The organism is Bacillus sp. NPDC060175, assembly GCF_042728695.1.
In the GTDB taxonomy this organism is placed as follows: Bacteria; Bacillota; Bacilli; order Bacillales; family Bacillaceae_G; genus Bacillus_A.
This window is the reverse complement of sequence record NZ_JBHWYR010000040.1, coordinates 33,316-48,394: the sequence shown is the minus strand read 5'-3', so window position 1 is coordinate 48,394 and position 15,079 is coordinate 33,316. Positions and strand designations below refer to the sequence as shown.

The following is a 15,079-nucleotide window of genomic DNA, read 5'->3' as shown; positions in this document are numbered from 1 at the left end:
GATCAAACTCTCCAATAAAGTTAGTTTGTCTAGCATCTAAAAATAAAAATTGACGTTCACGTTGTTTGTTTCGTTCAGTTTTCAAAGAACTTGTCTGCCGCTCAGAAGCGACTTTATTAATATAACATTTCGTTATATTTTCGTCAACAACTTTTTTCAATAAGTTGTTTTTCGTTTGTTTCTTATGTTGTCTTTCGTGACAACGAATATAAATATACCAGTTTGATTATTAAAATGCAATAGTTTTTCTAATAAAATTTTTAACTTAGTAAAAAAGCATAAAAACAGCACCTTTCTTCTATATAAGTATAGTTTTTTAATCTAGCATCCATTTAACGAGCAATAATCTCGCTTTCCTTTTAATAGAAGGTTTCTCCCCCCTCAAATAAATAAAGAAATAAAAAAGCTTTGGAGAAATCTCCAAAGCTTAGTCTTGTTTATGGCGCATAGCTGGGAATAATAGTACATCACGAATAGATGGTGCGTTTGTTAATAACATAACAAGACGATCAATACCGATTCCTAATCCACCCGTAGGAGGCATACCGTACTCAAGAGCTTCGATATAGTCATCATCCATCATATGAGCTTCATCATTACCTTGCTCGCGCTCTTTTAATTGAGCTTCAAAACGTTCCTTTTGATCGATTGGATCATTTAACTCAGTGAATGCATTCGCATGTTCACGAGCAACAATGAATAATTCGAAACGATCTGTGAATCGTGGATCTTCATCATTCTTTTTCGCAAGTGGTGAAATCTCTACCGGATGACCGTAAATAAATGTTGGTTGGATTAATTTATCTTCTACTTTTTGTTCGAAGAATTCATTAATAATATGACCAACTTCCATTGTATTCTTAATTTCTACATTATGTTCTTTTGCAAGTTCACGCGCTTCTTCTACACTCATTGGATTCCAGAAATCCGCTCCAGAGTGTTGCTTAATTGCATCTACCATATGAAGACGTGTCCATTCTGGTTCTAGATTAATTTCATAATCACCATATTGGATTGTTGTTGTACCCAATACTTTTTTCGCGATATGAGCAACCATATTTTCTGTTAGTTTCATAATATCATTATAATCAGCGTACGCCTCATATAATTCAATCATCGTAAACTCGGGGTTATGACGAGTTGATACACCCTCATTACGGAATACACGGCCGATCTCATAAACCTTTTCTAATCCGCCCACAATAAGACGTTTTAAATGAAGTTCAATTGCGATACGCATATATAATTCCATATCTAACGCATTATGGTGTGTAGTGAAAGGACGAGCAGACGCTCCACCTGCAATCGCGTGCATCATAGGCGTTTCTACTTCAAGATAACCGTTTTCATCTAAATATCTTCTCATTTCACGAATGATTTTACTACGAGTAACGAATGTTTCACGGCTTTCCATACTTGTAATTAAGTCCAAGTAACGTTGACGATAGCGTTGTTCAACATCTTTTAATCCATGGTATTTATCCGGTAATGGACGAAGAGATTTCGTTAAAAGTGTAAATCCTGTTACTTTTACTGAAAGTTCTCCAACGTTTGTTTTGAACACTTTACCTTCAATACCTACTAAGTCACCTAAATCTGCTGTCGTAAATAACTCGTACTCTTCGTCTCCAACAGTATCTTTACGAACATAAATTTGAACTTGCCCCTGTAAATCTTGAATGTGCGCAAATCCCGCTTTTCCTTTACCGCGTTTTGTCATAATACGACCAGCGATAGAAACAGTGATTGCTTTCTCTTCTAATTCTTCTTTAGAGAATTCTCCATATAGACTTACTAAGTCAGTTGTTGAATTTGTGCGTTCAAATCGTTTACCGAACGGATCGATCCCTTGTTCACGTAAGTTATGTAACTTTTCACGACGAACAAGCAATTGGTCGTTTAATTCTTCGTGGTTCATGTTATCCATGATATTGATATCACTCCAGCTCTATTAAATTTTACAATATATACAGTATAGCATTTTCTACTCAACTAGAAAAACTGCCAGCAACTAACTGGCAGTTCTTCTTTCTTTCACGTAATTATAGGAAGTGTATAGAAGAATGTCAATCTCCTATGCCACCTTATTAACCAACGTAAATTGTTTGTTGTTTCGCTTCTACTTCTTCTACAAATGCACCTAATAAATTCGCAAGGTCTTCACGTGTGTTACAAATATTGATACCATTGCGCACACTTGCATTACCACGAACACCTTTTAAATACCAAGCTGCATGCTTTCTCATCTCTCTTACAGCGACATTCTCGTTCTTTAAATCGATAAGACGATCTAGATGCAGCATACATACATCAATTTTCTCACGCACTGTTGGTTCCGGCATTAATTCGCCTGTCTCTAAATACTTTACCGTACGATAAATCATCCACGGGTCTCCAAGAGCAGCGCGGCCAATCATAACTCCATCTACACCAACTTCATCAAGCATACGCTTTGCATCTTGCGGTGTTTCCACATCACCATTTCCGATAACCGGGATATTCACAGATTGCTTTACTTGTTTAATAATATCCCAATCCGCTTTCCCTTCATACATTTGCACTCGTGTACGTCCATGAACTGCTACCGCTTGCCCACCAGCACGCTCAACAGCTCTAGCGTTTTCAACTGCAAAAATATGATCTTCATCCCAACCAATACGCATTTTAACTGTAACTGGTTTTTCAACCGCATCTACAACTGCCGCTACCATCTCATATATTTTATTTGGGTCTAAGAGCCATTTCGCTCCCGCATCACACTTAGTGATTTTCGGCACCGGACAACCCATATTAATATCAATAATGTCTGCTGTCGTATATTTATCTACGTATTTCGCAGCATCTACAAGAGTTTCTTTCTCTCCACCAAAAATTTGTAAACTTAATGGCTTTTCTCTCTCATCGATATATAACATATCTAATGTTCTTTTGTTATTAAGTAATATTGCCTTATCACTTACCATTTCAGCACAAACTAAACCTGCACCAAATTCTTTTACTGTCAAACGGAATGCAGAGTTACACACTCCCGCCATCGGTGCTAGTACAACTGGATTTTTCATCTTAATATTTGCAATCTTTAACACCCGACTTACTCCTTCCTTTACGGTCACTTTGGCATCAATTCGTCTATTGAAACGTTTAATGTTTTAGCGACTTCTACTACAAAATCTTGGGAAGGTGATCTATTGCCCCTCTCAACTTCACCTAAAACCGATACAGATACCCCTAATTCTTTCGCAAAACCTTCTTGCGTATAGCCTTTTAGCTTTCGAAAAGCACGAATGCGTCTTCCCCATTTTTCTGCTTCCATACCGTTACTCCCTCTCGCCTTTTCATTTCTTCTACTTGTGAACGTGAAATGTTTTGTTTTATATCTTGATTAATCTCTAACAACGGAACGATAACAAAAGCTCTTTCGAACATCCGCGGATGCGGAACAATAAGATTCTCTGCTTCAATATTTTCTTGATTATATAGTAAAATGTCAAGGTCGATGGTCCTCGGGCCCCATCTAATTTCCCTTTTTCTCCCTAGATCATTCTCTACCTTTTGTGTTACTTTCAATAATTCTTGCGGTGATAAATTGGTAAAAATTTTTATAACTAAATTTAAAAAGCAATTTTGGTCAGTATAGCCAACCGGATCAGTTTCATATACAGACGAAACATCATCGACTTGGATATGCTGGTTTTTATTTAAAAACTGAATTGCTTCAGTTAAATAAATATAACGCTCTCCAATATTCGAACCTAATGCAATGTACGCTATATTATTCATGGACGTTCTCTCGTAATTTCTACCGCTACAGCACGATAATGCCCCGGTATCGGCGGATCTGGTTTAATTACCTTAATTGTACATTGTGAAATACTCTCATATTGTTTCAATATATCTGTAGCGATATTTTCAGCGATACTTTCTACAAGCTTATACGTTCTATCTTCAACAACTTTTCTACATAGTTCGAAAAGCTCCCCGTAATTGACAGAATGCTCTAAGTCATCACTTTCTCCTGCACGTTTTAAATCCAACTCCACCGTTAAATCCACTTTAAATCTCTGACCCAATTTATTTTCTTCCGGGAATACACCATGATAACCGTAAAACTCCATATCATGGATATAAATTTTATCCAATTACTTTGCCCCCTTACCAATCATTGCATCCATCATCTTAGCCATACGCGCCATTTCTTTCACATCATGAACACGGATAAACTCACAGCCCTTTTCAATACCAAGACAAACGGTAGCGCCCGTTCCTTCAAGACGTTCCTCCACTGGTAAATCTAATACATGGCCAATAAAGGACTTTCTTGAAGTACCTAATAGAACTGGGTAACCCAGTACATTTAACTGCTCTAAATTACGCATCGCTTCTAAATTTTGCTCAGGTGTTTTCGCAAAGCCAATACCTGGGTCTAAAATAATATTCTCATCTCGCACGCCCGCATCTTTAGCAATTTTAATACTCTCATACAAATCAGCAATCATATCAGCCATTAAGTTGCGGTAGTTCATATTATCTCGGTTATGCATTAAGATAATAGGCACATCATAATAAGCTGCAACTTCAGCAATCTTCGGTTCCGCCTTCGCCCCCCAAATATCATTAATAATATGAGCACCAGCTTCAATCGCTTGTTTCGCAACTTCAGCTTTATACGTATCAATAGAAATAGGTATCTTTGCTTCTTTTGACACTGCCTGAATCATTGGAACAACTCGCTTTATTTCTTCTTCTACTGAAACTTTAGCGAAACCTGGTCGAGTAGATTCGCCGCCAATATCAATAATATGAGCACCTTCATTTTTCATTTCTTTCGCATGTCGTACTGCAGCATCTACTTCGTTGTAACTCCCACCATCAGAAAATGAATCTGGCGTTACATTTAAAATCCCCATAATTAATGTCTTTTCATTTAAGTTCAATGTATATTCGCCGCAGCGCAAATCATAATCCCACTTCAAACTACACATCTCCTCTTCGCAATTCATTTCTGCTCCACAATTTCTCTCTCTGCACTCCATAAAGATCCATAAATCTTTTTGTAACCACTCCCACTTTACCCGGGAAATCTTTCTCCTCTATACGATAAAGGGGAACAATCTCTTGAATAGAGTTCGTTACGAACACTTCATCCGCTGAAAGCAATTCATCTTTTGTAAAGAAACCTTCCTTTACTTCTATATCTAGCTCTTCAGCAGCCTTTATAATAAACGCACGAGTGATTCCGTTTAAAATCCCTGTTTCTAATGAAGGAGTATATAAAATATCTCCTTTAACCAAAAAGAGATTCGAAACAATACCCTCTGCAACATAACCTGTTTCGGTAAGAAAAATACCTTCCTTATTCACAACATTTCCAATTTCGCGTTTCCCTAAAATATTATTTAAATAATGATGGGACTTCAAGCGAAATGCACCCTCTGGTGTATTTCTCACTTGCTTTAAAATAACTCCTTCTTTTTCCACTACATTCCCTGGAGCTGCTAAAGGTTTTATAAAAACAATAACAGACGGTTCTTCATATACTTCCGTTTGTAATCCTATTTCATCTATACCCGCCGATACATTTAAGCGCACATATGCATGCTTTAACCCATTCTTAACGAGTAGATTCTTTAAAATAAGCATCACTTCATCTTTTGTCATTGTCCATTTGATTTGCAATATATCAAGCGCACCCATTAAGCGTTCATAATGATCATCCAATAAAAAGGGATGACCATTATAAATACGAAACGTCTCAAAAACCCCAAGCCCATATAGGTAACCGTGGTCATACGGAGAAATTTTCGCTTCACTCGCTTCTACATACGTGCCATTTACGTAAATTAACACGATGTCACACTTGGGGTATATTTGCGAATGAAATTCTGTAGCAACTCTTTCCCGTGAGAAGTCATAATAGATTCCGGATGGAATTGTACCCCTTCAATCGGCAACGTTTTATGACGAAGCGCCATAATTTCACCTTCTTCAGTCCAAGATGTTATCTCTAAACAATTCGGTAACGTCTCTTTTTTTACGATAAGAGAGTGATAACGTGTCGCGGTAAATGGATTTGGAATATCAGAAAAAATCGTCTGCCCATCATGATGCATTAAAGATGTTTTTCCATGCATCAAACGCTCTGCCCTGACAACATCCCCTCCAAATACTTGTGCAATGGATTGATGTCCAAGACAGACCCCAAAAATCGGGAGCTTACCTGCAAAATATTTAATAACATCCATACTGATTCCCGCCTCATTAGGACTACATGGACCTGGCGAAATCATTAAAAAATCTGGTTTCATGTTCTCAATATCCGAAATAGTCACTTCATCATTACGCTTAACAACAAGCTCTTGTCCAAGTTCTCCAAGAAACTGCACTAAATTAAATGTAAAAGAATCATAATTATCAATCATTAATATCATTTCTCTCACCTAACCGTTTCTTCGCTACTTTCTTTTGCACGCCATAAAGCGATTGCTTTTTTTAACGACTCTTTATATTCATTTTTTGGATTTGAATCAATTACAATACCCGCTCCAGCTTGCACATGCGCTTGTCCATCTTTAGCAAGCAGTGTTCGGATTACAATATTCAATTCCGTATCTCCAGAATAACTAATCCAACCAATTGAACCCGTATAAATCCCTCGACGAACAGGTTCTAATTCTTCAATAATTTCCATCGTACGTATTTTCGGGGCACCGGTAATTGTCCCACCAGGAAATACAGCCTTCACCAAATCGAAAGCATCTTTATCTGCTTCCACCTCACCACGCACATTAGAAACAATATGCATAACGTGTGAGTATTTTTCAATTACCATAAATTCATCTACTTCAACAGTGCCATATTTACAAACACGGCCCAAGTCATTTCGTTCTAAATCCACAAGCATTACATGCTCTGCTCTTTCCTTTTCGTTTTCAATTAATTCTTTCGCTAATTCCTCATCCTCTTGCTCACTTGCTCCTCGAGAGCGCGTACCAGCAATTGGTCTTGTACTCACTTCTTTTCCTTGCTTTTTAATTAGCAATTCAGGCGAAGCACTAACAATTTGAAAATCTCCAAACTCCAAGTAACCCATATATGGAGATGGATTAATTTCACGAAGACTTGTATATATTTCTAGCGGATGTGTTTGTAATGTTCTTTCTTGTCTTGTCGACAAGTTTACTTGAAACACATCACCCGCTCCAATATATTCTTGAATACGCTCAACAGCCTTCATAAAGCCCTCTTCCGTAAAAGCGACTGCTTCATTTTTCTTTTCAGGACATTCAAACGGCATAGTCACTTTGGGTGCTTCTTTCATCCAAAGACCCTTCCATTCATTTAGTCGTTCTTCTGCCTCTTCACACTCATCTACATAATGCGTAATAATCCATAATACTCTCTCCTGTTGATCATACACAAACACGTCATCAAATAACAAAAAGAATATGTCAGGTATATTAATATCATCCTTCGCAAGAGAAGAAAGTTTTTCAATATAACGGATACAATCATAACTAAAGTATCCAATTGCCCCACCTTGAAAAGGTGGGTACTCCGGATTATAATCCGTTTTCCATTTCTCCATATAGGCTTGCATTAAATCTAATGGATTCCCTCGCTTTATTGTTTCCTTACCACTTTCACTTATATGTAACGTCTCATTCTTACCCTGAATTACCGCTACTGGATTCAGCCCAACAATGTTATAACGACCACCACGTCCACTTTCTAACAAAATATGTTGCGGCTTATCCTGAGAAAGAAATTTATATTGCTTAAAGAAATCTAACTGATATGGAATAGAAAGCGCTAAAGATTTTCTTCGTTGCATATCAACACCCCGTCTTCTGTTATCCCACCCTCTTAAGCCAATCAACTCAAACTACATAAAATTATTTACATAGAGAATGATTATACTTGAGGGCTAGTGAAAATAAATTAATTATACTACTTCTTATTTTACATGAAGTTTTCTAGTCATTCACTCTTTTCCTTTTTCCAATCAAAAAAGAAAAAGCATCCTTTTTTAAGGATGCTTTTCAAATCAAATTCACTTATGACTCAAATTGATAAAGTGGTGTACTTAAATAACGTTCACCGTTACTTGGGATAATAACAAGTACCTTTTTCCCTTTACCTAATTTCTTCGCAACTTCTGTCGCTGCATAAACGACTGCTCCCGAAGAGATACCAACTAAAATACCTTCTTCTCTAGCCACTCTTCTCGCATATTCGAACGCTTGCTCCGTTTTCACTTGAATAATTTCATCATATACCTCTACATCCAATGTCTCCGGAACAAACCCCGCTCCAATTCCTTGGATCTTATGTGGTCCTGGCTTTCCACCAGATAATACTGGTGAATCCGCAGGTTCTACCGCGTAAATTCTGATATCTTTATAAGCTTCTTTCAGCACTTCACCGGCACCTGTAATTGTTCCACCTGTACCAATACCTGCGATAAACGCATCTAATTGATCCCCCATCTGTTCAACAATTTCTGGACCCGTTGTTATACGATGGATTTCTGGATTCGCTTGATTTTGGAATTGTTGTGGTATAAAGTATCCATGTTCTTCCGCTAATTCAGTTGCCTTTCGAATTGCTCCGCCCATTCCTTCAGGTCCTGGAGTCAATACTAATTCCGCACCGTAAGCACGTAATAAATTACGACGCTCAATACTCATTGTTTCTGGCATTACTAAAATTGCCTTATATCCTTTAGCAGCTGCTACCATCGCTAAGCCAATACCTGTGTTACCACTTGTCGGCTCAATGATTGTATCGCCCTCTTTTAATAATCCTTTATTTTCAGCATCTTCAATCATAGCTAACGCGATACGATCTTTAACACTGCTCCCCGGATTCATAAATTCTAATTTTAAGTATACATCTGCGCTGTCTGATTCTACGATGCGGTTCAACTTAACGATCGGCGTTTTCCCGATTAATTCTGAAACTGATTGTGCCACTCGCATTCCTGTCACTCCTAACACCGAGTATTTTTATTGGTTTTATCTATATTTAGATTTTGTCAGAAAATTCCCTATTTGTCAATCTATTTGGTCGGCTGATTCTCCGCCCAAACTTCTTTATTACAGGTTCTCAATTAGACTTGTAATATCTTCTTTAGCGAATTTATATCGTTCATTACAGAAGTGACAGTGAACTTCCGTCTCTTCTTCTTCTGCACGAATTTGTTCTAACTCCGCTTTCCCTAAACTAATTAATACACTTTCAATACGCTCACGTGAACATGTACAATTAAATTGAACATCCATTGTTTCTAACACTTTCACTTTATCTTCTCCAAGCACTTCATACAGTAATTCTTCTGGAGAAAGACCTTGTTCGATTAATTGTGATACCTGCGGGATTTGTTGCAGACGCTCTTCAATAAATGAAATTGTTTCTTCCTGCGCACCTGGCATAATTTGAAGAATGAATCCACCCGCCGCTAATACGCTATCATCTCCATTTACAAGAACACCAACACCTACAGAAGAAGGTGTCTGCTCAGAAACTGCGAAATAATATGTGAAATCTTCCCCTAGTTCTCCTGAAACAATTGGAGATTGACCGATAAACGGTTCACGCATACCGATATCTTTAATTACCGTTACAAATCCTTCTGTACCTACCGCTTGATATACACGTAATTTTCCTTGTTCCGTTCCTTCAAAATCAACATGAGGATTCGTTACATAACCACGTACATCCCCATTTGCATGAGCATCGACTAAGATAGGACCAATCGGGCCGTTACCCTCTACTTTAATCGTTAACTTCTGCTCGCCTTTTAACATAGCACCCATCATTGTACCCGCAGTTAAAGAACGACCAAGTGCCGCTGAAGCTGTTCTCCATGTATCATGACGTTTTTGCGCCTCACTTACTGTATTTGTTGTACGTACACTATAAGCACGAACTTCTCCATTAAACGCTAACGCTTTTACTAAATAATCTTTCATACTTATTTATTCACCCTTCTCATGTTGTAAATTTGCATTACGTTCATATAACATATACAAACCTTTTAACGTTAAAAACGGATCTACAATATCAATTGCATTTGATTCTTCTGAAATTAATTTTGCTAATCCACCTGTTGCAATAACTTTCGGTTCTTGCTTAGCTTCTTCCTTCATACGCTTAACAATACCTTCCACTTGTCCAACGTATCCATAAAGAATACCTGATTGCATTGCACTTACTGTATTCTTCCCTATAACACTACTCGGTTTTGTAATTTCAATACGAGGAAGCTTTGCTGCTCTGCTATATAAAGCCTCTGCTGAAATCATAATTCCTGGCGTAATGACGCCACCCATATAATGCTTCTCTTCGTTAATATAACAATATGTAGTAGCCGTACCAAAATCAACAATAATAAGCGGACTTCCATATAAGTGGATTCCTGCTACTGCATTTACAATTCGGTCCGCGCCTACTTCACGTGGATTTTCATATTTAATATTCAAGCCAGTTTTTATCCCAGGCCCCACTACAAGCGGTTTAATTTTAAAATACTTTTCACACATACGCTCTAAAGCGAACATAATTGGCGGTACGACTGAAGACACAATAATACCTTTCACATCTTCAAAAGAAAGATCTTCATGCTCAAGTAACTGCTTTACAAGCATCCCATACTCATCTTCTGTTTTATGACGATCTGTTTCCATGCGCCAATGCTGACGAAGTTTCCCCTCTTCAAACACACCTAGTACCGCATTTGTGTTCCCTACATCCAATACAAAAATCATATTCTCACCACTTATCTTATTTAATCTATATTTGTGCAGTATGTATAAAACTTATAAAAACATCATATCACACATACTTATATAATCAGTTTTTCTATACTCATCATTGTACAAAAAGATTACTCTCTATTTCAATTTTTAATAATAGTTTCAGTTAAATTCTTTTGCCACTTAAATTCATTCCACAAAAAAAAGGAGTGACTATTGTCACTCCTTCATCTCTTACTTATCTTCTGTATCTTCATCGTCTTTCTTCATATTGATGTTTACTTTCACATCATCTGAAGATGTTGGACGCTCAGGTAATCTGCCATAATCATATAAATGATTAATTTGCTCTGCATCTAATGTTTCTACTTCAAGTAACGTTTTCGCGATAATATCAAGCTTATCTCGTTTTTCAGTAAGAATTTGTTTCGCACGAGCATAACAGCCTTTAATAATGACTTGCATTTCCACATCAATTTCATGTGCGATTGCATCACTGTAGTTTTGTTCTGAGTGGAAGTCTCTTCCTAAGAATACCTGACCACCTTGTGAGCTACCAAATTGCATCGGTCCAAGCTTATCACTCATCCCGAATTCTGTAACCATACGTCTTGCAATACCAGTCGCACGTTGGAAGTCGTTGTGAGCACCTGTACTTGCTTCACCAAATACAATCTCCTCGGCTACTCGACCACCCAGTAAACCAGTGATTTTATCAAGTAACTCTGGTTTTGTCATGAAGTAACGATCTTCCTTCGGAAGCATTACCGCATATCCACCAGCTTGACCACGAGGGACAATTGTTACTTTATGAACGATATCTGCTTCATCAAGGACAACACCAATTACAGTATGGCCAGCCTCATGGAATGCAACAATATTACGTTCTTTTTCAGAGATAACACGACTTTTCTTAGCTGGACCTGCAATAACACGATCCGTTGCTTCATCGATGTCACTCATATCAATTTTCTTCTTATCTTGACGCGCAGCTACTAGAGCAGCTTCGTTTAATAAGTTTTCAAGATCGGCACCAGAGAATCCTGGTGTACGAGTTGCAATTGCTCTTAAGTTGACATTCTCATCAAGCGGTTTATTACGAGAGTGTACCTTAAGTACAGCTTCACGACCATTTACATCTGGACGATCTACTGTAATTTGACGGTCAAAACGACCTGGACGTAATAACGCTGGATCAAGAATATCAGGACGGTTTGTCGCAGCGATGATAATAATACCTTCGTTTGCACCGAATCCATCCATTTCAACAAGCAATTGGTTCAACGTTTGTTCACGCTCATCATGACCACCGCCAAGACCCGCGCCACGTTGACGTCCTACTGCATCAATTTCATCAATGAAAATGATACAAGGAGCATTTTTCTTTGCATTTTCAAATAAATCACGTACACGGGATGCACCGACACCGACGAACATCTCTACGAAGTCAGAACCACTAATAGAGAAGAACGGAACGCCTGCTTCACCTGCAACAGCACGTGCTAGTAAAGTTTTACCTGTACCTGGAGGTCCCACTAATAGAACACCCTTCGGAATACGGGCACCAACTTCAGCAAACTTACGAGGGTCTTTCAAGAATTCAACTACCTCAACAAGTTCTTGTTTCTCTTCATCCGCTCCAGCAACATCTCTGAAACGAATTTTTTTCTTTTCATCATTGTATAGCTTCGCCTTACTTTTCCCGAAGTTCATAACACGGCTACCGCCGCCCTGAGCTTGATTTAATAAGAAGAAGAATAAAATGAAGATAATGACAAACGGAATGATGGAAGTGAAGAACGTTACCCAAGCACTTGTTTCTTCTGCTGGTTGATACTTAACTTCAGCCCCTTGCGCTTTATCATTAATTTTCTTTTGTAATTCCTCAGTATTTGGTGCATAAGTAACAAATTGTTCTCCTTGGCTAGAAGTCTTGAATTGTCCCTTTACCTCAAACACACCATTTTTCGGTTGAAGCTGCACATTACGCACTTCACCTTTTTCAAGTTGAGTAATGAATTTATCGTAGCTAACTGATGTCGTTTTTTGCGTCGAACCATTAAAATAGCTTACGATCCCAATTACTACTAAGAATATCAGTAAATAAAAGATGGTATTACGGAAGATACGATTCATTCCTAACCTCCTCTCACGGCATAAACACTATAGTAAATCGTAACATAGAAAAAATTTCCTATACAATTGTAACGCCTATATTTAATTAATTTGAGTAAACACTTGGTTTTAATACTCCTACATAAGGAAGATTACGGTACTGCTCTTTATAATCTAATCCATATCCTACAACAAATTCATGAGGAACAGTAAATCCAACATAATCTGCTTTCAGATCAACCTTACGGCCTGTTGGCTTATCTAATAACGTAACAATTTTTACAGATTTCGCTTTACGATATTTAAACAGGTCTACTAAATAGCTTAGTGTAAGACCGCTATCAATAATATCTTCAACGATTAAAATATCGCGACCTTCTACCGAAGTATCAAGATCTTTTAAGATTTTTACTTCGCCTGTCGAAACTGTAGAGTGACCGTAGCTAGATACAGCCATAAAATCCATTTCAAGATATGTATCTGTTCTCTTTAATAAATCTGCCATAAATGGCATTGCGCCCTTTAGTACACCAATCGCAAGAGGTACTGTATTTTTGTAATCCTCTGCAATAACTGCACCTAGTTCGTGCACCTTTTCTTGTATTTGTTCTTCAGAAATTAATACTTTTTCGATATCTTGATTCATCATTTCATTATCCTCCCGGAAGACTCCTTGCTTTTGTAGTGAATAATCATGTATTTACCCTTCTTTGCTAGCTCTTTCGAAGTAGCAAATGCAGATCGTTTCAACAAGGGTACCCAAATAATATTTCCACTTGCGTCACAAACGATCGGCCATTCTTCTCTTTTTTCTTTTGGTACTTTCGCTTCGATAAAAACAGCTTTTATCTTTTTTGTACCATCCATACCTTGCATTGACATGCGATCTCCATTTTCCCTAGACCGAATACGAAGTGGATACGATATATCATTATACTTAGCAACAAATACTGTTTCATTCATGTTACTCGGTATATCTTCGCTCACCTCTGTTACAAGTTTATCCCCATTCGGCAATATAATTGTCCCAGGTACTGATAAATCTTGCGAAAAAGGAGAAACAATTTCTTGTTTAAATCCAAAACCACATTCTTCGTATGTACGAACAATTTTCAAACCACCTGGAAAATCTAGTGAACCTGAAGGTTGTGCCCGCCTAAAAAATTCAATCGCCTTGTCAATATGTATAGAAGAAAGCGAAGATGGAATCTTATATTCATAAAGATAGTTTAATATTAGTTGAATCCCTCTTCTTTGTAAAGGCATAGACATGGATTCAAAGGCAGGAATTGATAAGCTAATTTGTTTATCGCTTTTTTTTGTAATTACTTTATTCATTTTCTCAAAAGCTAATTCCTGCAAATAAGCCTCATCCTCTTGCATCTGCACGCTAAATTTTTGGAATTTCTCATGCATTTGTGGATTTTCTTCTTTCAAATAAGGAAGGACATATTTACGTAATCGATTCCTTGTATATACTTCTTTTTTATTACTCGGATCTATACGCGGAATAACTTTTAATTTATTACAGTAATCAACAATTTCTTCCTTAGTTACCCCAAGTAACGGCCTAATTAAATATCCATTATGAAAAGATCGCTTCACTACAATTCCTGCGTATCCTTTCGGAGTACTCCCTCGTACAAGGCGCATTAAAATCGTCTCTACTTGATCATCTCCATGGTGACCAAGAGCTACATATCTCGCATCATATTTCTTCATTATTCTTTCCAAAAATGCATATCTGCATTCTCTAGCTGCAACTTGTGCATTCATTCCATATTGCTGTTGATATTGCGACACATTAATCCTTAGCGTTTCACAAATAACTCCTAGCTCTTTGCAAAGAGCCTGTACAAACTGTAAATCCTCATAAGATTCATTACCTCTAAACATATGGTCCACATGTGCTACTACAATTTCGAGCTGTTTTTCTGCCCTTTTTTCTAACAAATAATATAAAAGAGCCAAAGAGTCAGGACCACCAGAAACCCCTACAACAATTGTTGAATGTTTCTTTAATACATCATGCTGCTTTACAAAGTCATCTACTTTTTCAACAAATGCATCTTTCAACTTCGCAATCACCTTTCATTAAACAAGAACAACAACATTAGTTACCTTGTATATAATGGTACAACTTTTACAAACATTGTGCAAAAAAAAGATGTACAAAATCCACATTTTTATCTTACATCCCTCCTGTATAT

General features: G+C 37.4%; 15 protein-coding genes. All 15 read right to left on the bottom strand.

From position 1 onward, the window contains the following. Positions 1-427: 427 nt before the first annotated feature. The 15 genes from lysS to tilS all read right to left on the bottom strand — a co-directional run bounded on the left by lysS (position 428) and on the right by tilS (position 14,945). The gene (gene lysS, locus ACFWDE_RS19320; RefSeq protein ID WP_377894040.1) at positions 428-1,927 is read right to left on the bottom strand and encodes a lysine--tRNA ligase; all 1,500 of its coding nucleotides are present in this window, start codon (positions 1,925-1,927) and stop codon (positions 428-430) included. 160 nt (positions 1,928-2,087) lie between these two features. After that, a complete protein-coding gene (dusB, locus tag ACFWDE_RS19315; protein ID WP_215554954.1) occupies positions 2,088-3,086 on the bottom strand; it encodes a tRNA dihydrouridine synthase DusB in 999 nt (332 codons plus the stop codon). A gap of 23 nt (positions 3,087-3,109) precedes the next feature. Continuing rightward, positions 3,110-3,313, bottom strand: a complete 204-nt coding sequence (locus ACFWDE_RS19310; RefSeq protein WP_002009706.1) for a helix-turn-helix domain-containing protein — start codon at positions 3,311-3,313, stop codon at positions 3,110-3,112. Beyond that, on the bottom strand, positions 3,265-3,780 hold the full coding sequence (folK, locus tag ACFWDE_RS19305; protein ID WP_377894039.1) for a 2-amino-4-hydroxy-6-hydroxymethyldihydropteridine diphosphokinase: 516 nt from the start codon (positions 3,778-3,780) through the stop codon (positions 3,265-3,267). Before folK ends, ACFWDE_RS19310 begins: the two co-directional genes overlap by 49 nt. Beyond that, complete coding sequence (gene folB, locus ACFWDE_RS19300) at positions 3,777-4,139, bottom strand: dihydroneopterin aldolase (protein ID WP_002113276.1); 363 nt, start codon at positions 4,137-4,139, stop codon at positions 3,777-3,779. Before folB ends, folK begins: the two co-directional genes overlap by 4 nt. Further along, positions 4,140-5,000: a dihydropteroate synthase gene (gene folP, locus ACFWDE_RS19295; protein ID WP_219916808.1), complete on the bottom strand. Its 861-nt coding sequence runs from the start codon at positions 4,998-5,000 to the stop codon at positions 4,140-4,142. Continuing rightward, positions 4,975-5,847, bottom strand: a complete 873-nt coding sequence (pabC, locus tag ACFWDE_RS19290; RefSeq protein WP_215554951.1) for an aminodeoxychorismate lyase — start codon at positions 5,845-5,847, stop codon at positions 4,975-4,977. Before pabC ends, folP begins: the two co-directional genes overlap by 26 nt. Then, entirely contained in the window at positions 5,841-6,428 is a 588-nt protein-coding gene (pabA, locus tag ACFWDE_RS19285) for an aminodeoxychorismate/anthranilate synthase component II (RefSeq protein WP_215554950.1), read from the bottom strand. Before pabA ends, pabC begins: the two co-directional genes overlap by 7 nt. Before the next feature lie 5 nt (positions 6,429-6,433). Beyond that, complete coding sequence (gene trpE / locus ACFWDE_RS19280; RefSeq protein WP_377894037.1) at positions 6,434-7,831, bottom strand: anthranilate synthase component I; 1,398 nt, start codon at positions 7,829-7,831, stop codon at positions 6,434-6,436. A 223-nt stretch (positions 7,832-8,054) separates the two neighbouring features. Continuing rightward, complete coding sequence (gene cysK, locus ACFWDE_RS19275; RefSeq protein ID WP_002144517.1) at positions 8,055-8,978, bottom strand: cysteine synthase A; 924 nt, start codon at positions 8,976-8,978, stop codon at positions 8,055-8,057. 117 nt (positions 8,979-9,095) lie between these two features. Continuing rightward, complete coding sequence (gene hslO, locus ACFWDE_RS19270) at positions 9,096-9,971, bottom strand: redox-regulated molecular chaperone HslO (RefSeq protein WP_377894036.1); 876 nt, start codon at positions 9,969-9,971, stop codon at positions 9,096-9,098. A gap of 6 nt (positions 9,972-9,977) precedes the next feature. Next, positions 9,978-10,766 carry a type III pantothenate kinase gene (locus ACFWDE_RS19265; protein ID WP_215554947.1) on the bottom strand — a complete coding sequence of 263 codons (789 nt, stop codon included), beginning with the start codon at positions 10,764-10,766 and terminating at the stop codon, positions 9,978-9,980. A gap of 222 nt (positions 10,767-10,988) precedes the next feature. After that, positions 10,989-12,890, bottom strand: coding sequence for an ATP-dependent zinc metalloprotease FtsH (gene ftsH / locus ACFWDE_RS19260; protein WP_341307909.1), 1,902 nt, complete (start codon positions 12,888-12,890; stop codon positions 10,989-10,991). Between the two features lie 85 nt (positions 12,891-12,975). Continuing rightward, positions 12,976-13,518, bottom strand: a complete 543-nt coding sequence (hpt, locus tag ACFWDE_RS19255; RefSeq protein WP_002124550.1) for a hypoxanthine phosphoribosyltransferase — start codon at positions 13,516-13,518, stop codon at positions 12,976-12,978. Next, entirely contained in the window at positions 13,515-14,945 is a 1,431-nt protein-coding gene (gene tilS, locus ACFWDE_RS19250; RefSeq protein ID WP_377894033.1) for a tRNA lysidine(34) synthetase TilS, read from the bottom strand. The genes hpt and tilS overlap by 4 nt, the downstream gene beginning before the upstream one ends. Positions 14,946-15,079 lie beyond the last annotated feature (134 nt).